The sequence below is a fragment of the Blautia sp. OF03-15BH genome, assembly GCF_003463065.1.
Taxonomy (GTDB): domain Bacteria; phylum Bacillota; class Clostridia; order Lachnospirales; family Lachnospiraceae; genus Limivivens.
Map to the genome: position 1 here is coordinate 35615 of NZ_QSCM01000006.1, position 19946 is coordinate 55560.

Annotated in this window: 20 protein-coding genes; 16 read left to right on the forward strand and 4 right to left on the reverse strand. The window is 45.6% G+C overall.

Annotation, left to right across the window (positions count from 1 at the left end):
• Nucleotides 1-13 precede the first annotated feature (13 nt).
• Complete coding sequence (locus tag DXA57_RS08240) at nt 14-1138, forward strand: DUF362 domain-containing protein (RefSeq protein WP_117766482.1); 1125 nt, start codon at nt 14-16, stop codon at nt 1136-1138.
• A gap of 212 nt (nt 1139-1350) precedes the next feature.
• Here the strand turns inward: DXA57_RS08240 and DXA57_RS08245 are convergent, their stop codons facing one another.
• The gene (locus DXA57_RS08245) at nt 1351-2700 is read right to left on the reverse strand and encodes an MATE family efflux transporter (RefSeq protein WP_117766484.1); all 1350 of its coding nucleotides are present in this window, start codon (nt 2698-2700) and stop codon (nt 1351-1353) included.
• A 187-nt stretch (nt 2701-2887) separates the two neighbouring features.
• On the opposite strand from DXA57_RS08245, the gene DXA57_RS08250 reads away from it, so the two are divergent.
• The 8 genes from DXA57_RS08250 (at nt 2888) to DXA57_RS08285 (ending at nt 12467) form a co-directional block, all read left to right on the forward strand.
• Nucleotides 2888-3820, forward strand: a complete 933-nt coding sequence (locus DXA57_RS08250) for an AraC family transcriptional regulator (protein ID WP_158571268.1) — start codon at nt 2888-2890, stop codon at nt 3818-3820.
• A 177-nt stretch (nt 3821-3997) separates the two neighbouring features.
• Complete coding sequence (locus tag DXA57_RS08255) at nt 3998-4552, forward strand: SGNH/GDSL hydrolase family protein (RefSeq protein ID WP_117766488.1); 555 nt, start codon at nt 3998-4000, stop codon at nt 4550-4552.
• 92 nt (nt 4553-4644) lie between these two features.
• Entirely contained in the window at nt 4645-5187 is a 543-nt protein-coding gene (locus DXA57_RS08260; protein WP_117766490.1) for a hypothetical protein, read from the forward strand.
• A gap of 84 nt (nt 5188-5271) precedes the next feature.
• Nucleotides 5272-6240, forward strand: a complete 969-nt coding sequence (locus tag DXA57_RS08265; protein WP_117766782.1) for a sugar ABC transporter substrate-binding protein — start codon at nt 5272-5274, stop codon at nt 6238-6240.
• The gene (locus DXA57_RS08270) at nt 6227-7789 is read left to right on the forward strand and encodes a response regulator (RefSeq protein WP_117766492.1); all 1563 of its coding nucleotides are present in this window, start codon (nt 6227-6229) and stop codon (nt 7787-7789) included. Before DXA57_RS08265 ends, DXA57_RS08270 begins: the two co-directional genes overlap by 14 nt.
• A complete protein-coding gene (locus DXA57_RS08275; protein ID WP_117766494.1) occupies nt 7779-9254 on the forward strand; it encodes a sensor histidine kinase in 1476 nt (491 codons plus the stop codon). The genes DXA57_RS08270 and DXA57_RS08275 overlap by 11 nt, the downstream gene beginning before the upstream one ends.
• A gap of 219 nt (nt 9255-9473) precedes the next feature.
• Nucleotides 9474-11423 carry an alpha-amylase family glycosyl hydrolase gene (locus DXA57_RS08280; protein WP_117766496.1) on the forward strand — a complete coding sequence of 650 codons (1950 nt, stop codon included), beginning with the start codon at nt 9474-9476 and terminating at the stop codon, nt 11421-11423.
• 255 nt (nt 11424-11678) lie between these two features.
• Nucleotides 11679-12467: a shikimate kinase gene (locus DXA57_RS08285; RefSeq protein ID WP_117766498.1), complete on the forward strand. Its 789-nt coding sequence runs from the start codon at nt 11679-11681 to the stop codon at nt 12465-12467.
• A gap of 123 nt (nt 12468-12590) precedes the next feature.
• Here DXA57_RS08285 and aroD read toward each other — a convergent pair whose 3' ends face one another.
• Nucleotides 12591-13352: a type I 3-dehydroquinate dehydratase gene (aroD, locus tag DXA57_RS08290; protein ID WP_117766784.1), complete on the reverse strand. Its 762-nt coding sequence runs from the start codon at nt 13350-13352 to the stop codon at nt 12591-12593.
• Between the two features lie 211 nt (nt 13353-13563).
• On the opposite strand from aroD, the gene DXA57_RS08295 reads away from it, so the two are divergent.
• From DXA57_RS08295 to DXA57_RS08305, 3 genes are all read left to right on the forward strand, one after another.
• The gene (locus DXA57_RS08295) at nt 13564-14463 is read left to right on the forward strand and encodes a PfkB family carbohydrate kinase (RefSeq protein ID WP_117766500.1); all 900 of its coding nucleotides are present in this window, start codon (nt 13564-13566) and stop codon (nt 14461-14463) included.
• Nucleotides 14464-14641: 178 nt separating this feature from the next.
• Nucleotides 14642-15979, forward strand: coding sequence for a TrkH family potassium uptake protein (locus DXA57_RS08300; RefSeq protein ID WP_117766786.1), 1338 nt, complete (start codon nt 14642-14644; stop codon nt 15977-15979).
• A 116-nt stretch (nt 15980-16095) separates the two neighbouring features.
• A complete protein-coding gene (locus tag DXA57_RS08305; RefSeq protein WP_117766502.1) occupies nt 16096-16746 on the forward strand; it encodes a potassium channel family protein in 651 nt (216 codons plus the stop codon).
• A gap of 108 nt (nt 16747-16854) precedes the next feature.
• Here the strand turns inward: DXA57_RS08305 and DXA57_RS08310 are convergent, their stop codons facing one another.
• Complete coding sequence (locus tag DXA57_RS08310) at nt 16855-17607, reverse strand: alpha/beta hydrolase-fold protein (protein ID WP_117766504.1); 753 nt, start codon at nt 17605-17607, stop codon at nt 16855-16857.
• A gap of 156 nt (nt 17608-17763) precedes the next feature.
• Here DXA57_RS08310 and DXA57_RS08315 point away from each other — a divergent pair, with 156 nt between their 5' ends.
• The 4 genes from DXA57_RS08315 (at nt 17764) to DXA57_RS08330 (ending at nt 18985) form a co-directional block, all read left to right on the forward strand.
• Complete coding sequence (locus tag DXA57_RS08315) at nt 17764-18066, forward strand: AAA family ATPase (RefSeq protein WP_158571269.1); 303 nt, start codon at nt 17764-17766, stop codon at nt 18064-18066.
• A complete protein-coding gene (locus DXA57_RS08320; protein ID WP_330423234.1) occupies nt 18045-18263 on the forward strand; it encodes a PD-(D/E)XK nuclease domain-containing protein in 219 nt (72 codons plus the stop codon). The genes DXA57_RS08315 and DXA57_RS08320 overlap by 22 nt, the downstream gene beginning before the upstream one ends.
• A gap of 95 nt (nt 18264-18358) precedes the next feature.
• The gene (locus tag DXA57_RS08325; RefSeq protein ID WP_117766508.1) at nt 18359-18601 is read left to right on the forward strand and encodes a hypothetical protein; all 243 of its coding nucleotides are present in this window, start codon (nt 18359-18361) and stop codon (nt 18599-18601) included.
• Between the two features lie 42 nt (nt 18602-18643).
• Nucleotides 18644-18985: a zinc-ribbon domain-containing protein gene (locus DXA57_RS08330; RefSeq protein WP_243005749.1), complete on the forward strand. Its 342-nt coding sequence runs from the start codon at nt 18644-18646 to the stop codon at nt 18983-18985.
• 488 nt (nt 18986-19473) lie between these two features.
• Here DXA57_RS08330 and DXA57_RS17115 read toward each other — a convergent pair whose 3' ends face one another.
• Nucleotides 19474-19944 (reverse strand): hypothetical protein, encoded by a 471-nt coding sequence (locus DXA57_RS17115; RefSeq protein ID WP_147345668.1) that lies wholly within the window; start codon nt 19942-19944, stop codon nt 19474-19476.
• Nucleotides 19945-19946: the final 2 nt, after the last annotated feature.

Here is a 19946-nt window from a genome sequence, read left to right on the forward strand (position 1 = left end):
GAGAAAACAGAATATGGAAAAATCAATGGTTTACTTTACCGATTTCCGTTGTCCGGTGGGTACGAGCCAGTTGGATAAACTGAAAAAACTTTGTGTTGCAGCAGGGATTAAGGATATCGATATGGATGGGAAATTCGTTGCGATCAAGATGCATTTTGGTGAGCTTGGCAACCTGGCATTTCTTCGCCCGAACTATGCAAAAGCAGTGGCAGATCTTTGTAAAGAGCAGGGCGGAATGCCGTTCCTGACGGACTGCAACACGCTGTATCCGGGAAGCAGAAAGAATGCACTGGAGCATCTGGACTGTGCAAATATCAACGGTTTCAACACCATTTCCACAGGCTGTCAGATCATCATTGGCGATGGCTTAAGAGGGACCGATGAAGTAGAAGTTCCGGTTGTAAACGGAGAGTACTGCAAGACAGCATATATCGGTCATGCCATTATGGATGCGGATATTTTTATCAGTCTGACCCATTTTAAAGGCCATGAAGCCACCGGATTCGGCGGTGCCCTTAAGAACATTGGTATGGGCTGCGGAAGCCGTGCAGGAAAGATGCAGCAGCATGCCAGCGGAAAACCGGCCATCCATACAGAACTCTGCCGTGGCTGCCGTCGCTGTGCAAAAGAATGCGGAAGCGATGCGATCACCTATGTGGATAAAAAAGCAGTCATTGATTATGATAAATGCAAAGGCTGTGGCCGCTGTATCGGAGCCTGCAGCTTTGATGCCGTATATAACCCCAACAGCAGCGCAAATGAGCTTCTGGACCGGAAGATGGCAGAATATGCTCAGGCAGTCTGTCATGGCCGTCCCTGTTTCCATATTTCTCTTGTGCAGGACATCAGCCCCAATTGTGACTGTCATGGGGAAAATGATGCACCGATCCTTCCGGATATCGGAATGTTTGCAAGCTTTGATCCGGTTGCTCTGGATCAAGCCTGTGCGGATGCCTGTCTGAAGGCGACACCGATCGCAGACAGTCAGCTGGGTGAACACCTGGCAGAGCCGGATTGGCACTGTCATCACGACCATTTCAAGGATTCCAATCCAAACATCGAATGGAAGGCGACCCTGGATCAGGCAGAAAAGATTGGTCTGGGAACCAGACAGTATGAACTGAAAAGGATCAAATAAGAGGTAGAAGTGTGTGAATTGCTTTGTAAGGAAGCAGTTCACAGGTATCAATAGGGAGCCAAAATTTTTTGCTGTAAGAGGATCAAAAAGAGAAAGCCCGTGAGATGTTATATATCACACTGGCTTTCTCTTTTTATTACAGATATTACAGAAAAAAGAATCCCCTGCTTCCGCAAAAAAATGCAGTAAGCAGGGGATTGTGAGGGGCTGTATCACTGGAAGAGTAAGGGGCTCTTCATCATCCGGTAGTAGACCGGGATCAGAAGGGCACAGGCACCGAGCCAGGCCAGAGGACTGGCAATGCAGACCGAAGTATAACCGATAAGGCCGGAAAGGCCGATGGTGGCAAAGATACGCATGACAAGCTCGATCATACAGGCTGCGAAGGGAGCACGGCCGTTCTGCATGCTCTGGATGGCGGTACGGTAAACAGCCAGAAGGCCCAGCAGGAAATAGAAGGGTGCAACAATGGTCAGATAGGTGTCGGAATAATGATAGATCTCTGCTGTCGGATCAGAAAGAAACATTTGCACGATCGGATGGCGCAGCAGAAGGATTCCGATACACATGACGAGATTAAAGGCTTCTGTCTGGATAAGACAGGCCCGCACACCCTGACGGATCCGGTCTTTTCTGCCGGCACCGAAGTTCTGGGCCACATAGTTGGAAATAGCGGTCATCATGGCATTATTGACCAGGACGGAGAGCTGATCTGCTTTGGAGGCAGCGGTATATCCGGCCACAGCAGCCGTTCCAAGGCCATTTACCACGGCCTGCATGGCCAGCTGACCGATGCACATGACAGACATCTGAAAGCCCATGGGAAAGCCGGTCTTCAGGTGAAGAACAGCACTTGCTTTCAGGTCATGGAAATCCTCCCGGTGAAGATGAAGGACCGGAAAGTTTTTCAGTCCTACCACAAGGCTTAAAATGGCAGAGAGAAGCTGGGAAAGGATGGTAGCCCAGGCAGCTCCGCCAACGCCCATATGAAAAGGGACAATAAAAAGCAGATCCAGAAAAATATTCAGGATGGAAGAGAAGACCAGAAAATATAAAGGCGTTTTACTGTCTCCCAGAGCCCGGAGCATGTTGGAGATCATGTTGTAAAAGACAGTCGCACCCGTGCCAAGAAGGACAATAAACATGTAGTCATAAGCTTCTCCTGAGATATCGGAGGGGATCTGCATCCAGATCAGGATCTGATGAGCCAGAAGGCAGCAGATCAGAGTGAGGAAGACTGTAAATGCAATGCTTAAGAGCGTGGAGACGGCTACGCTTTTTCTCATGCCGACTTCATCTTTGGCACCGCAGCGTTGGCCCAGACAGATGCCGAAGCCACCGGTAAAACCGTTGATAAAACAGAACACAAAATAGATGATGATACTGGTGGAGCCTACGGCTGCCAGGGACTGGGCTCCGAGTGTTTTTCCTACGATCATGGTATCGGCCAGGGTGTAGAAAAGCTGAAACAGATTTCCAAGGATCACAGGGATCGCAAATTTCAGCAGGGAGCGGAACGGATCTCCGACTGTCAGATCCATTTCTTTTTTTGAGCGGGACATAAGAACCTCCTTCTTGTATATTCCGTACGTGGAAGTTATAATAAAGTAAGCTGTTTTGCAGCGGATTTCGGTGAGCAGAAGCCATATCGTGCAGGTACGAACGGCTTTTTTTCACCAAAGCGGATGGCTGCAAAGTGATCCGCGGCAGGACAGTTCGGCAATTCTACAAACGATGGGAGAACTGCAGATGATAAAGAAAAAAATACTGGTAGATGATACAAAGCGGGAACTCTGCGCACATGGTTCAGAGACCTTTCCCATGACAGTAAATCACGATGATCTCTGGATGTTTGAGGGAAAAAATGTCCCGATCCACTGGCATAATGAGCTTGAGATCAGTCTGCCCCGTCTGGGAAAGGCCAGATACCAGGTCTATCAGAAAAATTATGAGGTGCATCCGGGAGAAGGTCTCCTTCTGAACAGAAATGTCCCTCATAGCTGTGATTCCACAGATGACAGCCGTACTTTGTATACAACGATCCTTGTGCGACCGGATTTTCTTTATGGAGATCTGGGAAGTGATGTGGAACGCAACTGTTTCCGACCTTTTCTGCAAAATTCTGCCCTTCCCTGTATCCTGCTTACAGGAAAAGAGGAGTGGAGCCGGGAAGCCTTGAAAAAGCTGAACCAAGTGGATACACTTTTTGAAGAGAAACCCTTCTGTTATGAACTGAGGATCAAGGGACTGCTCTGCGAAGCCTTTGGCCTGATTTTTTCCGCACATGACACGGAGTTTCGAAATGTGGTTCCGGCCAGCCAGAGAGAACTGGAGAGGCTGGAACAGATGCTGGATTATCTTCATGCACATTCCGAATCTGTGGTATCGTTGAAAGAGCTGGCAGATCAGGTTCATCTTTCCAGAGAGGTTTGCTGCCGTCTGTTTCGGAAAATGACAGGGAAAACCATCACGAAATATCTGGAAGAATATCGCGTGAATCAGAGCTTTTCCCTGGTTCAGAGCGGTCGGTATCCGATGACCCAGATCGCAGATATGGTAGGCTTCAGCAATGCCAGTCGTTTTGCCGGCGCTTTTCGGAAACAGTTTGGATGCAATCCCGGAGAATACAATTCTTTGAAGCAGCAGAAACAGAAAAAGGACTTTGCCGAGTGTTTATTATAGAGCGCGTTTTGAAAAATTGCGATTCGGCTCTTGTGGTTATTGATACAGATATTGACATTTATGGGATTGTGTGAGCTGCTTTGCAGCAGAGCGATCCGCGGATATCCATTGGAGAAAAAGATCTGATGCCGCCTGTGCCTGCCGGGCGGGAGTTGTCAGGAAAGAGAGGTAAAACAGATGGAAGAGAAAAGAACACTTAGAATTTTATTTATTGGAAACAGCCATACCTATTTTAATGATATGCCGGCTATGGTGGCAGAAAAAGCCAGAAAAGCAGGTTTTGACTGTGAAGTGACGATGATCGCTCATGGCGGCTGGTATCTGGAACAGCATGTACAGGAGCCGGATGTCCGCTTTAACATTCTGTACGGACATTATGATTATGTTGTACTTCAGGAATTTTCTCATCCCTTCGGTCCGGAAGAAAAGTTTTTCGGAGCGGTCCGTACGTTAAATCAATGGATCCGGGAAGCGGAAAGTAAACCGGTGATCTACATGACCTGGGCGATGAAAGAGGAAAAAGAGGTTCAGCCTCGTATGACAGCAGCCAACAAACAGATTGCGGAAGAGATTGGCGCTCTTCTGGCACCTGTGGGTGAAAACTGGTGGGCTTACCGTGAGGCTCATCCGGAGACAGAGATGTATTATGAAGATGGAGCACATGCATCAGCGGAAGGCTCTGCTTTTGCTGCAGGTTATATCTGGAAGAGCATTGAAGAAGATCTGAAATAGAATGGCTGGATAAAAGACATGATTTCGTACGGGACGTTAAGAAAAAACAGATTTCCGTACGAAAATCTGTTTTTCAGGAAGGGAGAAGAGAATTGGCAGACTGGATCACAACATACGGAGGGATATATTTCTTTCCACTGGAACCGGAAGCAGATAAAATTGAGATTACAGACGTGGCACATGCCCTTTCGCTGATCTGTCGTGGAAATGGTCATGTAAAGACATTTTTTTCAGTAGGACAACATTGTATACATTGTGCATTAGAAGCGGAAGCAAGAGGATATGGAAACAGGATCGCGCTTGCCTGTCTGCTTCATGATGCCAGTGAGGCCTATATGTCAGACGTGCCAAGGCCTTTTAAACAGCATCTTTCTGACTATATATCCCATGAAAAAACTTTATTGGACATTGTATACACGAAATATCTGGGAAGCAGACTAGACGAAAAAGAAGAGAAAAAAGTCAAAGAAATCGATGACGATATGCTCTATTATGATCTGAAAATTCTTCTGCGAGGAGTCTCCGAAGAAGCACCTCCAATCATGAAAACGCACTTTTCTTATGAAGTACTTCCCTTTGAGGTGGTAGAAAAAAGATATCTGGAGCTGTTTGAAAGATATTACAGGGAACTTTGATGGATTGACATGTATGAAGCGATGGTGCCCATGAGCAGGCAGCAAAGCGTTCAATGAAGCAGGAAGGGAGGATGAAATCGCACGATGAAGAGATTGAGGAAATGGAAACTCATAGCAATAATAAGCAGTGTGCTTTGCAGTGTTCTGCCGATCGCGGGCGTTCAGAAAGCAGAAGCAGCAACACCGCGAATTGCAGGGATCCTTTCATCAAAATCAACCTACTGGCAGGAAATACTGCGGGGAATTGAGGATGGCTGTAAGGAAGAAGGTCTTTCTTTTTTCGATATTGATATTTCTCTGCAAGATCAGGATGCAATGACATGGAATGCAAAAGACGCGTGGAATCTGGTACTGATGTCCGGAGCGGATGTGATTATTGCAGACGGAAATCTTCCCGACGCGGAAGTAGTAGAGAAAGCGCGGGAGAAAGGAATGAAGATCATTCTGGTAGATTCGGATGCGGGAAAGGAACTGCGTGACGTCTATGTGGGAACAGATAACAGACAGGCGGGATATCTGGCGGTAGAGACACTGGATCAGCTGTATGGGATTGACGGCGGAGCGGTTGTGCTTCAGGACAATGAGGATGTCGCTGCCGTTTCCGAGCGCTTTCATGGAATCTGTGAGGCGTTGAAGCAGAAATGGCCGGAGGTAGAGATCAAATTTACAGAGACGCCATGGTATTCCGAGCGAATGTCAAACTTTAGCCTTGAAGAATTACTTATGGAAAATTCAGATATACAGGCGATCTTTGGACTGATGGAATCGGAAACTACGCTGTATGCGCAGATTCTGAAACAAAAGCAGCTGGAACAGAAGGTTCATCTCATTACATTCGATCGTTCTGAAAAGATGGTGGAACTTCTGGAAGAAGGGGCTGTGGATGCGATCGTGGTACAGCAGAGTTATGAGATCGGCCATAAAAGCGCAGAGATTGCCGCGTGTCTGGCAAAGGGAGAAGTACCGGAGGAAGATGCTGTTTATATAGACTGCTCTGTTATCAGCCAGAAAGATCTTCCGCTTCCGGAGGGGGAGAAACATGCAGATGAATAAATATTATACGGTAGGGATTGTGGAGGATGAGGTGATCGAACGTCAGGCTCTCCGAATGATCATAAAAGAAAACAGACCAGTTCTGCAAGTCGTTTTTGAAGCCGGGGATGGAAACAGTGCACTGGAGATGGCAAAGCAATACCGGCCGGATATTCTGATCGTAGATATTCAGATCCCTGAGCGAACCGGCCTGGAACTGTGTCAGGAACTACGGCAGGAAGGATATGAAGGGCTGATCATCATCAGTACATCGTATTCCATATTTCAGTATGCGTATCTGGCGATCAAGCTCAATGTAGTGGATTATCTGCTGAAACCGACAGGGGAGGCGCAGATACTTTCCGTACTGGACCGATGCATTCTGATCCTTGAAAAGAAGGAAAAACGAAAGGAAAAAGAGCAGAGACTGGAAGAACATATGATCCAGACCAGATATGAGGCGGATCGGGGCTTATTGCAATGGATGATGGACGGGAATGAACAGGTATTTCCCCGGTTGAAAGAGATTGGATTTCCGGAGAACGGACAGTGGCAGGCGTGCTGGATCGCTCAGACATGGAGTATGCCTGAAGGGATGGATGAAAAAGAAGCACTGGAAATCTATTCCTCTGTCTGCCAGATTTTTCAACAGGAATTTTTTGTGTTCGTGAGGCTGGAATCTGACAAAATTCTTCTTTTTGTTCAGCCACAGAAGAAAAGAGAGCTGTTTTTACTGTATACCATGCTGCGGTGTGCGATCTGGTCGCTGAAGCAGCTGACCGGACAGAAACAGCCTTGTTATGTCAGTCCGGTATCAGCCTCGTTGGATCAGATGAAAGCTTCAGGGGTCCGGATTCCGGAAGATCTGTCGCTGCTGCCCGTGATCAGCCGGGATTTCATCTGCTATACGCAGATGGAACAGTGTCCGAGAGCGTTTTCAAGAGACCGTTATGCCTTTCATATGCAGAAGATGATCCGCTTTTTGCAGGACAACCGGATCCGGTATCTGGAAAATATGCTTCTCTCGGAATTGCGTGATTATGCGCAGAGGGAACCGCAGAAATTCTGGGAATATCTTCGTATTTTATTTGATGCGCTTGTTACATTTTCTGACAGTCAGGATCTTTCGTTTGTAATGGAAAAAATCAGCCGTGAAGGATTTATAGAGGATCCGAAGGAACAGCAGGAAATGATCCATCAGATTTTTGAGGACTGTCGGACGACAGAAGAGGAAAGTTCAGATGCATCCATGGAGCAGATCCTTGAGATCATGAGAACAGAATACGCATCAGATCTGTCGCAGGCGGAAATCGCACAGCGGATGGGCATGACGCAGACATACTTCAGCCGTATTTTTAAAAATAAAACGGGAAAAAATTTTGTGTCACTCCTGACGGAATTCAGAATGAACCACGCGAAGGAACTGATTGCGGAAAAACATGAGATTACGATTCGTGAACTGACGGAGAAGTGCGGCTATACCAGCAAAACATATTTTTGCGCTCTCTTCCGAAAAACAACAGGACTTACCGTGAATGAGTATCGAAGGAGAATAGAAGATGAAAGGTAAAAAATTCCATACTTTACAGGCAAAACTGACTTTGCTGGTAAGCATGATCATTCTGACATCTCTGATTTTTTCCTTTGGAAATTTTTATCTGTCTGATGTGATAAACAAAGAATATACGACACTGATCGAAAAAAATCATCTGATGTCTCTGTATACAAACGCTCTGACAGAGTACAGTTCGGCCTTGCAGCAGTATTCCAATATGCCGGATAACCAAAAATGCGAAGAAGAGTATACAGAAAGCAGCGAAGAACTGATGCAGAGTGCCGGAAAAATTTATGAAGCATTTCCGGATCCCTATGTAGAAAACCTGATCTATCTGTCCGAAAATCTTTCCGAGCAGGGAAGGCTGATCATGGATAAGACAAAAAGCGGAGAAACGCAGGAGGCACGGCAGGCTTATCAGGATTTTTCCTATATGAATACTCTTTTAAACAAGTACACCATCTATGCCCAACAGTCCATTGAACGCTTATCTGTACAGAATATGAAAGAAGTCGGAGAGCGGCAGGCAGAGAGCCAGCGCATGATGCTGACCGCGTTCTGCAGCGTGATCATTTTGCTGGGAGTTCTGGTTTTCCTCAGAATCCGCAATATTGTGCGACCGATTGTGCATCTCACAGAAATGGCAAATCTGGTAATGCAGAATATATGGGATCTCCCCCGGTGGTATGGGACACAGAAGGATGAAACGGGTGTCCTGGTGGATTCCTTTTATCATATGGTAGAAACGATAAAGAGACAGATCGAACGGTTAAAACAGCAGCAGAAAATAGAACTGGAACGGAAAGAGGCAAATGAAAAAAGATTACAGCTGGAGTATCGAAATGTGCAGCTGGAACTGAAATCTCTCCAGAATCAGATCAACCCGCATTTTCTGTTTAACTGCATGAATATGATTGCGAAACAGGCGTATATGGAAAAGGCTTCGCAGACGCAGCATATCACGGAAGCAATCGCCCGTTATCTGCGCAGCGTGTTGGATCAGGAGGGAGAAATCGTGACTATCCAACAGGAACTGCAGCAGATCAAGAATTATCTGGACATCCAGGAACTCCGGTTTGGCAGTCGTTTCCGATATCAGCTGAATTGTGATCCGCAGTGTCATTCTTTGTATGTGCCGTTTATGGTCCTGCAGCCTCTTGTGGAAAATACAGTCACTCATGGTGTAGATTGCTGTGCCAGAGGTATTCAGCTTTGTTGTCATATAAAGAAAGAAGGAGACAGCGTACTTATTTATGTGGAGGATGACGGACCGGGAATGACAGAGGAAAAGGTCAGGGAGCTGCGGACTGTGGCTCAGAGTGTATCGCAGGAGGCTCAGACAACGGGAATTGGCCTGATCAATGTATTTCGCCGGATGCAGCTGTACTTCCATGAGCAGGTAGAAATTTTTATCGAGAGTACACCATATACGAAAACGGTAATTGGTTTCCGGATTCCGCAAAGCGGATTAAATCAGTAACAGGTATGTCGTTTTTTTGTACCACAATATTTAAATGTATCTATAATGCACAAAAACCTCAGGCATTCATATTGAAATATAGTAATATATACCAATGAAAGCTATCTGGCGTGTAAAAAAACAACATCGACATTGGAAAGATTTTCAGATAGAATACCCTCAACAAAGCTTACTGAAAAAACCATTTCACTATGTAAGTTCGATAAGGAGGAAAAGAATATGTGCAAAAAAAGGAAGTGGGAAAAACGACTTTTGTCTGCAGGACTTGCTGCGATCATGACATTTGGCGGTCAGACGGTTGTATTTGCAGGAGAATCACCGGCATTTACGGCAAAAGACGGGGTGATTGATGAACAGGAAGGTGACGTATACTATGAAATCTTTGTACGTGCATTCCGGGATTCAAATGGAGACCATATCGGTGATTTTAAGGGAATAGAAGAGCAGATCCCGTATCTGGCAGATCTGGGAATTACGGGAATCTGGCTGATGCCGATCACGGATTCTTCAAGTCAGCATGGATATGATGTGCGGAACTATTATGAAGTAAACAGCGATTATGGAACCATGGAAGATTTCCAGAGCATGCTGGCAACCTGCCATGAATATGGTATTGAAGTTATCATGGATCTGGTAGTAAATCACTGCAGCTGGTCCAATGTCTGGTTCCAGGAAGCACTCAAAGGACCGACCCTTGAGGATGGCAGCGCCAACCCATACTGGGACTATTTCACATTCGTTCCGGCAGATTCCAACTTTGTAGAAAAAACCGCAGATGAAATTCATCAGGAGGAAGCGGATTACTTAAAAGAACACGGAAGTATGGATGGATATGAACCACAGTATCCTCTCTATGATAATGGAACAACCGGACCGGAAAATACGGTATGGAGAAATACAGATGAAACCGCAGAACAAATGAAGAAGTGGGGAGCACTTCCGGAAGATGGCAGTGTTGTTTCAGGTTATGACTACATTGGTATTTTCTCATCAGGAATGCCTGATCTGAATTATGAGAGTGAGGCACTTCGACAGGAAATGAAAGATGTAGCTGATTTCTGGCTGGATGCCGGAGTGGATGGTTTCCGACTGGATGCAGCACGTCATATTTACGGCGATTATTATTCCAACATTTATTCCGATTATATTTTTGAGAAAAATATGGACTACTGGAAAGATTTCCGTGCGTCTCTGGAAGCAGAGCATCCGGATGTTTATCTGGTAGGTGAAGTTTGGGAGAAAAATGTGGACAATGTAGTTCCGTTCCTTACAGATGGTGGACTGCATAGCGTGTTTGATTTCAATCTTTCCGGAAAAATCTATGAGGCAGTTTCCAATGAAACAACTGCTTATGATACGGAACAGGCATCAGAGACCAACCGTTTGAGCGATACGAATGATCTTGATATCGTAAAGGGTCTGATCAGCTATTACAACAAACTAGGCGAAGGTTCCAATTACGAATTCATTGACTGCCCGTTCATTACCAACCATGACCAGAACCGTCTGATCAGCCTTCTGAGATATAAATTTGATGAGACTGCGGATGATATTCTGACCGCATCTGTTCAGCTGGATGCAAATGGAAATCCGGTTCCGAGAGACGATGCAGAAAAAGCAGAAAGCCATGCGAAAGTAGCGGCAGATCTTCTGCTGACACTTCCGGGCAAACCCTTCCTCTATTATGGAGAAGAGATCGGAATGAACGGTGCGAAACCGGATTCCAGTATCCGTGAATGTATGGCATGGTTTGAGAAGCCTTTCGAAGGTGGAATGCCGAAAGACGGTCTGGCAAATTATGATACGGTACGTTACAGCCTGGGCGGAAATGCATCGGTAGAAGTTCAGCAGGATGATCCGGAATCAATGCTGGCACATTATAAAGAAGTAATAAAGACAAGAAAAGAGATTCCGGCTCTGATGAACGGCGACATTGATGAATACGATATGGATACACAGGAACTGATTTCTTACGTTCGTATGACAGAAGATCAGCGTGTGCTGGTAGTCATTAACCTGACAGGAAAAGAGCAGACACAGGAAATTGCTGCAGATCCGAATTACGGCGAATTTACAAAGACGGTATACCAGTCTGCAACAGACGAGGCAAGCAGCTTTGATGGTCAGACTCTGACACTGGCTCCGTATTCCATGATGATCCTGGAGTAATCGCAGAGAACGATAGAATGGATTGTTCGCTGAAAATCAGCAGCAGGAGATAAAGTTTATCCATTGCCGCATGGAAATTTCCGGACAATGGTAAGATGAATCAGTTAAGTCCCTTGCCGGGCACCTGATAGGGTGTCGGCAGGGGATTTTTTCTGGTTTGCAGGAAGTGCATTCTGTAAATGAAACAATTGTTATTTTGAGATGATATGTGGTAAAATAGGTTTCAAGTAAGGTGACATCAGAGAGGAAAAAAACATGAACGAACTGGATAGATTAAAAAATAAGATCCGTCAGTGTGATGCTGCAATTCTTGAGGCACTTCTTGAGAGAAACAAAGGGATAGAAGAGATCACTTTATATAAGAAAGAGCATGGTCTTCCATTTTTTCAGAGAGAGCAGGAGATGGAAATTCAGAAATGGCTGAAAAGTGAGACAATGGGAAAGGCCTATAAACAGGAAATAGAAGATGTGTTTTTCAGCATTTATAAGGGAGCGAAGAAGATTCAGGCGGAAAAGCTGCTGGATCAGAATATTTTTCTTATTGGTTTCATGGGCTGTGGAAAATCCACGGTGGCAGATTTTTTGAATCGGGAATTATCCATGGAAGTAATAGAGATGGATCAGATCATTGCAAAGCGGGAAGGCATGAGTATTTCAGATATCTTTAAAGTTCATGGAGAGGCTTATTTCCGGGAGCTTGAGACAAAACTTCTCAAAGAGATGGAGTCGCGTTCCAGAGTGGTGGTTTCCTGTGGTGGCGGAACGCCTATGCGGGAATGTAATGTGGCAGAGATGAAGAAAAGCGGCTGTACTGTTCTGTTGACTGCTTGCCCGGAAACCGTTCTTCAAAGAACGAAGGACAACCATGATAGACCTTTGCTGGAGAAAAATAAGAACGTAGAATTTATTGCAGAACTGATGGAGAAACGTCGTGAAAAATATGAAGCGGCGGCAGACATCATCATTGAGACAGATGGAAAGAATAAAAAAGAAATCTGCGAAGAACTGGTGAGAAAGGTGATCACCTGGTCTGAAAGAAGATAGAGGTTTCAGAAAAAATCATTTGCAATTATAATTATGTTTCACGTGAAACATTGTGCGGTGTTTCACAGAAAGAGAGTCCTATGTTTCACGTGAAACATAGGACTTTTCCAAATTCTGAGTTACTCAGCAACTCTTATGGATCACAGAGAGAACAGTCTCCAGTTCAGATACAGGGATCTGACCGGGAGCAGAGGCTTTTTTGGCGGCTCCGAAGGTCAGAGCAGAGCCAAAAAATTCTCCGGTAAGGCGGCTGATCACACCGGTTCCGGACATGGACATAGTGATGATGGGACGGTCTGCATAGGTTTCTGCCATTTCCAGAGTAGCACTCAGGAGCGTGAGAACATCCTGGCGGCAGGTTGGCATGACGGCAATTTTTGGCAGATCGGCATCAAAATCCTGCATCAGACGCAGACGATGGATGAGTTCTTCTTTAGAGGGCGTTTTGTGAAAATCATGATTGGAAGCGATGACTTTTACTCCATGGCTGTGAGCCTCCCGGATGAGTTCTTTTACCAGCTCGTCTCCGGAGAAGAGTTCCACATCGATGAGATCCACGAAACCACTGGCTGCCAGCGTGAGATTCAATTTTCTGTAAGCTTCAGCGGAAATTTCTTTTTCGCCACCTTCCTTTGCCGTGCGGAAGGTAAAAAGAAGAGGAAGCTCACCGAGAACAGAACGCAGAGCTTTTGCCGTGTGCAGGACTTTTTCAGTGTCAAAAACATCCTGAAACCAGTCAGCCCGCCATTCCACAACATCGACAGGAAGAGAAGCAAACCCGGCAGCCTCCCGGAGAATGTCTTCTTCCGTCTGTCCCACGACAGGAACGCAGATCTTTGGACGGCCCTCGCCGATGGTGATGTTTCTTATTTGAATTGTTTTCATAGAGGAAAACCTCACTTTCTTTTCTGCTTTGTTCCAGTAAAGCATACCATATTTATAAATTTCATGCCACAGCGAATTGTACGGTAAAAACAAAAGAACGGATGTCCTTGAGGTATCTGTTTTTCACTGTACCGGGAAATTTTCTGTAGGCAGACAGTGGCAAACGTGATAGAATGTTATGGTTGATAAAAATGACCTGGAGGTTGTTAGAATGAAGAAAGTACTGGTGATCGGCTCGGCGGTGGTGGATGTGGTGATCCATCTGCCTCACTTACCGGAGAAGAGCGAGGATGTGCATGTAACATCACAGAAAATGTCACTGGGAGGCTGTGCCTATAATGCGTCGGATACGATCCGGCATTTTAAAGTTCCGTATATTCCTTTTTTCCCAGTGGGAACCGGGGCGTATGGAGATTTTGTAAGGAATGCACTGGCAGAGAGAGGAATCGTTTCTCCGGTGCCGAAGCCGGAGACAGAAAACGGCTGCTGTTACTGTTTTGTGGAAGATGACGGAGAGAGAACCTTTGCCTGTTATCATGGGGCTGAGTATCGCTTTCAAAAGGAATGGTTTGATACTCTGGATGCCTCTGAAATCGACAGCGTATACATTTGCGGTCTGGAGATTGAAGAAGAGACCGGAACGAATATCCTTTCTTATCTGGAGGAGCATCCGGAGTTTACCGTATTTTTTGCTCCGGGTCCGAGAATCACACTGTTGGATCCAAAGCGGTTGGAACGGGTTTTTGCCCTGCATCCCATTCTTCATCTGAATCAGCAGGAGATCACTTCTTATACTGGAAAAGAAGAGCTGAAGGCGGCAGCAGAGGAAATTCATCGGTTTACGCAAAATACGGTGATCGTTACTCTGGGAGCAGACGGCTGTTATTATTATGATGGAGAAAAAGAAGAAACTATTCCCGGGGTACCTGCAGAACAGTTGGATACCATTGGAGCCGGAGACTCGCATATCGGTGCGGTGATTGCCGGACTTCAGTGTGGCAAGACTATAGAAGAAGCTATTGCCACAGCAAACCGGGTATCTGCGAAGGTGGTAGAGACGGAAGGGGCACTTCTTTCGGATGAAGCTTTTGCTTCTTTGGATTTACTGTAAACAGATATATGTCCGGAAGCCACTGTGAAGGTATCACAGATGGGTGAATGGATAGAATGGAGATTTTATGGCAATTATGGAAAAAGGAGGATACGGAAGTATCAAGGATTCCGGCGGGAGAGCGTCCGGAAACTGGAAAGGAATGAGCGGGATCAATGGTTCCGGTGGTATGAAGGGGATGGAAGAAAACAGAAAGCCCCATCGTCATATCAGATCCTTTCAGGTGATTATCTTAGGTTTTGCAATTCTGATTCTGGCAGGAAGTCTGATCCTTATGCTTCCCTGGGCAACCAGAGACGGAAGGGGAGCAAGCTTTGCGGATGCACTTTTTACGGCAACTTCGGCAGCCTGCGTGACAGGGCTGGTTGTGCAGGATACGGCTACTTACTGGTCTGTTTTCGGTCAGGCAGTGATCCTTTTGCTGATCCAGATCGGCGGTATGGGAGTGGTTACGGTAGCGGTCTTCATCACATCGCTGTCCGGAAGAAAGATCGGGCTGATGCAGAGAAGTACGATGCAGGATTCGATCTCTGCCCCGCAGATGGGAGGAATCGTGCGGATGACCGGATTTATTCTCCGGGCAACTCTGGTAATGGAACTTACGGGTGCCGTTTTTCTGGCCTTTGTCTTCTGTGGGGAAATGGGAGTTGGAAAAGGACTCTGGTATGCACTTTTCCATTCGGTTTCGGCGTTTTGCAATGCAGGTTTTGATCTGATGGGATTCAGGGAAAAATTTTCTTCTCTGACCGCCTATCAGGGGCAGCCGGTGGTGAATCTTGTGATCATGGCACTGATCATTACCGGCGGAATCGGTTTCTTTGTGTGGAAAGATATGCAGGAAAAAGGTCTCCAGTTTAAGAAATACCGGCTGCAGACAAAGGTGGTCCTGGTAACATCAGCAGCTCTGATCCTGGTGCCTGCAGTGTTTTATTTCTTTATGGAATATGCAGATCTTTCGGTAAAAGATAGATTCCTGGCTTCACTTTTCCAGGCGGTAACGCCGAGAACGGCCGGATTTAATACAACGGATCTTTCCAAAATGGGAGAGGGTGGACAGGTTCTGATGGTGTTTCTCATGCTGATCGGTGGTTCTCCGGGATCAACTGCAGGTGGTCTGAAGACGACAACACTGGCAGTCCTTTACGGATCGGCACTTTCTGTGTTTGTACATGAAGAGCATGTTCATTTCTTTGGAAGAAGGATCACTGACGAAACAATAAAAAATGCAGCCACGATTCTTCTTATGTATCTGACACTTTTCCTTACCGGAGGAATTGCGATCAGTGTGATCGAAGGGATTTCCATGAAGACCGCTCTTTTTGAGACGGCTTCTGCAGTGGGAACGGTAGGGCTTTCCCTCGGTGCGACACCGACGCTTGGCGGTGTATCAAGAGCCATTCTTATCGGACTGATGTTTTTGGGAAGGGTCGGCGGTCTGACTCTGATCTTTGCGGCAGTCTCTGAGAAACGAAGAGATGCGGCGAGATTCCCGGAGGAGAAGATCACGGTCGGTTAACAGGTGAAAAAGAAGAGTGGGAAAACGGTTGGATCTTTGATCCGTCGGAGCCATGGCATCGGATCACGGGGAACGTGAGAAGGATGAAAACAGGAATGGAGGATTTATAAGCAGTTATGAAAAAGTCAATTTTACTGATTGGATTAGGAAGATTTGGAAGACATGTGGCCATGAAACTGGATGAACTTCATCATGAGATCATGGCAGTAGATAAAGAAGAAAGACGGGTGGAGGCAGCACTTCCCTATGTGACGAATGCCCAGATCGGAGATGCCACCAACGAGGCTTTCTTAAGTTCTCTTGGAGTAAGTAATTTCGATGTATGTATTGTGGCGATCGGAGATAATTTTCAGAGTTCCCTGGAAGCGACCTCCCTTCTGAAGGAGCTGGGGGCGAAAATGGTGGTATCCAGAGCAGCCAGAGATGTGCATGCAAAGTTCCTTTTAAGAAACGGTGCAGATGAAGTGGTTTATCCGGAGAAGCAGCTGGCAGCCTGGACCGCTATCAGGTATAGCGCAGACCATATCCTGGATTACATTGAGCTGGATGACGAGCATGCGATCTTTGAAGTAACGATCCCGGAGGAGTGGCTAGGAAAAACCGTAGGCCAGCTGGATATCCGGAGAAAGTACAAGATCAATATCATGGCCTTGAAAGAGGATGGCCGGATGGATCTTGGCATCACACCTGGTACCCTTCTCGGCGATGATGCGACCATGCTGGTGCTCGGAAATATCAGGGATATTGAGCGGTGTTTTAAATTATAAAAAAGGAAAAGCTTCTGTACCAGGGGATGGAATCCCGTTGCGGTATGGAAGCTTTTTGATTATAGGAATGGCTTATCAGTTCTGTTTTTTGGGAAAAGGGACGGATAGCTATGATATACTCCATGCAAACCCCTGCGCGGTCCGTTCTTCCGGGTGCTGGAAATGTCCGCCGGGATTCCATTCCAGAGTGCAGGAGAGAAGAAAATGTCGAGTGGAAGGCTGTTCCTCCGGCTGTGGATGGTGAAGCTCTTCTGTGCAGGATAAGACAGAGTCCGGAGCAGAATAATGCTGATAAAGCTTACGGATATTGTCTCCGACGGTCTTCATGGTCTGATTCTTTGTACGTTCTTCTTTATCACCGAGGCTGAGATAGATGCGTCCGGTTTGGATGGGATGGGAAAGGGCGTACTCCATCCAGCCCGGAAACCAGACAGAGGGAGAGACAGCGGCAATGCCGGAGAAAACATCTGTCTGGTAAGCGGCCCAGAGGGAAAAAAGTCCCGCAAGGGAATAACCGCCCAGAATTACCGGAAGCTCTGAGGAAAGAGAGAAGCGGCGTTTCAGCTCCGGCAGGAGATCTCTGAGGATAAAATCCAGAGTCTCTGCGGCATCGTTTCCAAAAGCTTCTGTCCCCCAGACAGGCGGAGCTTCCCAGGGAGAGAGCTCCTGATTCCAGTTTCTGATCTCAAAGGCCGCAAGAAGAAAATCTTCTCCAGCCATTTTTTTCAGGCAGGCAACCTCTTTTTCCAGTCCGCCGGAAAGATCCTGAGCCCCGACGGGCTGGATCAGAAGGTGGGATGGCTGGGGATTTCCATAGAGAAAACAGGTTTTATCGGTAAGAGGAAAAGATTTCTGGAACATGGGCAGACCTCCGGTAGTTTTTCTTAATATGATACGCTTTCAGGGTGCGTTTCACAAGGAGAATTTTTGCAGAAAAGCAAATTATCTATTTGCTTATAAAAGCCCGATCTTCATGATATGGTAAACTTAAGATTGCCTGTGGAAGGGGGAAATGAGATGTCTGAACTGAAAATTCCTGCAGGTATTTCGGATTTTTCGGAGATCCGGAAGGATGGATATTATTATATTGATAAATCGGGTCTGATCCGGGAACTCCTGGGTACAGGCGTGGCTAAGGTGACATTGATTACCCGGCCGGGATGTTTTGGAAAAATACTGGGAATGAGCATGCTGGCAGCATTTTTTGATATTCGAAAAGACAGCCAGGCTCTGTTTCATGGATTGGAGCGGGTTACACGGTGGAATCAAATCGGGAGCATGGGGAAGGCAGAAGAGACGTGGTTGTTTATGACCCGATAGAAGGCCGTGTGGCAGTCTTTGAGGCGAAATATTTCCATACAATAGAGGATATGGAAAAGGACTGTGAAAAAGCTTTGCAGCAGATTGATAAAAAAATGTATGCGAAGGATTATGAAGAAGAATATGACGAGATTTTCTACTATGGGATCGCATTTTTCAGGAAACGATGCCTGGTAAAAAGAATGATATCTGATTGACAACAGATAAGCCCGATGATAAGATATAGATATAGAAATATCGGAAAACTTATAAAATAAAAGTAAATTGTGAAAAAACAGAAAGGAGATCAGGTATGAAGAAATTATTATGTACGATACAGGACACGCCGCAGATGATCCAGATCAAAAAAAGACTGGACCAGAATCAGATTAACTATTCTGTAGAACCCATCAAATCTAACTTTTTCTCCGATCTGGTGCATATGATTTTTTACCGGACTGTGGTGTCGGGAATTGAGCATAAGAATGAGAGCGGCGTTTATGTGGAGAAGGATTCTTATGAGACGGCGAAAAAGATAGTACAGGATATCGTGTAAATACGGCATAGTTTTCAAGAGTGATATAGGGAGAAGAAATCTATGAAAAAGTGTATCGTATGTAAAAAATGTGGCTTTGAGAATCTTCCGGGAACACAGTTCTGCCAGCGTTGCGGTTCCAAGATTTCATTGAAATTTACTGATAAAATCGCTTCTTCTCTGGCAGGTACCGGGCAGAGGGGCAGTTCACTGGCTCCGCTTGGTGCGATGGCGATCGAAGCACAGACAGAAGAACTGGGAAAAACAGCTGCTCCGCCGAAACTGGTTCCTGTAATTCCTCTGGAAAATGGAGACTGGTATTGCCCGGACTGTGGGGAATACAATCCAAAATATTCTCTCTTCTGCAAAAACTGTGGCCGGGATTATGTGGAATCCCGTTTATAAAGTGATATAGAAAACGGCTCCCGAATCTTAAATACATTTCAGAAATCATTTTGGAAAAAATTCTGAGAGCAAATCGTGCGGAGGTGATTGCCGGAGTATTTTTGAGTACAACAAAGAAGAGGAGGAGCAGAAACTTCGTAAGGCAGAGTATGATGCCGGTGTTGAAGCTGGTATTGAAGCTGGTGTAGCTGAAGGCAAATTAAAGAAAGCCAGAGAAAACAGCGCTTTCTCTGGCTGAGACGGGGTTTCCTGTCGATAAGATTGCAGAAGCGGTGAAAATCAGCAGGGATAAAGTAGAAGAATGGATGAAAGAAAGTATGAGTATTGTATAGTAACTTTTTTTGCTTGATTTTATCGAACAGAAAAAAGTAGTTATCGGATAGATAATTAGAGCTCCATTTGAATAGTGCCAGATAGGATATCAGCAAAATCTGGGTGAAATCCATAAAAACGATTTCACCCAGATTTTTTTGGAGAAAAATAAAAAGTTACGATAAAGATCCGTATATATCACAGGAAAGAGAAACAGATCGAGTATAAGAGGATAATAACTGCCCCTTTTCATAGTGATAACCAGTAGCGGTAGCAGTTGCGCGGTTTCCACTCTTACTGGTAGATGCATTAGAAACTTTCCAGGCAGCAGAATTGGAAGCAGAACTTCCAGTAACAGAGGTGCAAGTGCTGGATTTTCCATAAACATAAGAAAAGCTTGCCCTTACAGTTACGGACCATAAAACAGTACCGGAAGCAGATTTGTAATAGGTAGTTTTCTGACCACTTCTGGTAGATGTAGCTGCCCTTGGTAAAGCATCTTGAATTAAAATAGTTTCCAAATAATCTCCGTTTGTAAAATGATAAGTTTCAAGAGTTACTGATGTAGCTGAATTTGCAGAAACAGAAATAGGAAGCAGGAATAAAACTCCTAAAATTGCAAATAATAAATTTTTAAACATTTTCATAA

Bases quoted from the DNA above. Each gene is read 5' to 3' on its own strand.
- DXA57_RS08240 (WP_117766482.1), top strand. From the start codon at position 14: ATGGAAAAATCAATGGTTTACTTTACCGATTTCCGTTGTCCGGTGGGT.
- DXA57_RS08245 (WP_117766484.1), bottom strand. From the start codon at position 2,700: ATGTCCCGCTCAAAAAAAGAAATGGATCTGACAGTCGGAGATCCGTTC.
- DXA57_RS08250 (WP_158571268.1), top strand. From the start codon at position 2,888: ATGATAAAGAAAAAAATACTGGTAGATGATACAAAGCGGGAACTCTGC.
- DXA57_RS08255 (WP_117766488.1), top strand. From the start codon at position 3,998: ATGGAAGAGAAAAGAACACTTAGAATTTTATTTATTGGAAACAGCCAT.
- DXA57_RS08265 (WP_117766782.1), top strand. From the start codon at position 5,272: ATGAAGAGATTGAGGAAATGGAAACTCATAGCAATAATAAGCAGTGTG.
- DXA57_RS08270 (WP_117766492.1), top strand. From the start codon at position 6,227: ATGCAGATGAATAAATATTATACGGTAGGGATTGTGGAGGATGAGGTG.
- DXA57_RS08275 (WP_117766494.1), top strand. From the start codon at position 7,779: ATGAAAGGTAAAAAATTCCATACTTTACAGGCAAAACTGACTTTGCTG.
- DXA57_RS08280 (WP_117766496.1), top strand. From the start codon at position 9,474: ATGTGCAAAAAAAGGAAGTGGGAAAAACGACTTTTGTCTGCAGGACTT.
- DXA57_RS08285 (WP_117766498.1), top strand. From the start codon at position 11,679: ATGAACGAACTGGATAGATTAAAAAATAAGATCCGTCAGTGTGATGCT.
- aroD (WP_117766784.1), bottom strand. From the start codon at position 13,352: ATGAAAACAATTCAAATAAGAAACATCACCATCGGCGAGGGCCGTCCA.
- DXA57_RS08295 (WP_117766500.1), top strand. From the start codon at position 13,564: ATGAAGAAAGTACTGGTGATCGGCTCGGCGGTGGTGGATGTGGTGATC.
- DXA57_RS08300 (WP_117766786.1), top strand. From the start codon at position 14,642: ATGGAAGAAAACAGAAAGCCCCATCGTCATATCAGATCCTTTCAGGTG.
- DXA57_RS08305 (WP_117766502.1), top strand. From the start codon at position 16,096: ATGAAAAAGTCAATTTTACTGATTGGATTAGGAAGATTTGGAAGACAT.
- DXA57_RS08310 (WP_117766504.1), bottom strand. From the start codon at position 17,607: ATGTTCCAGAAATCTTTTCCTCTTACCGATAAAACCTGTTTTCTCTAT.
- DXA57_RS08315 (WP_158571269.1), top strand. From the start codon at position 17,764: ATGTCTGAACTGAAAATTCCTGCAGGTATTTCGGATTTTTCGGAGATC.
- DXA57_RS08325 (WP_117766508.1), top strand. From the start codon at position 18,359: ATGAAGAAATTATTATGTACGATACAGGACACGCCGCAGATGATCCAG.
- DXA57_RS08330 (WP_243005749.1), top strand. From the start codon at position 18,644: ATGAAAAAGTGTATCGTATGTAAAAAATGTGGCTTTGAGAATCTTCCG.
- DXA57_RS17115 (WP_147345668.1), bottom strand. From the start codon at position 19,944: ATGAAAATGTTTAAAAATTTATTATTTGCAATTTTAGGAGTTTTATTC.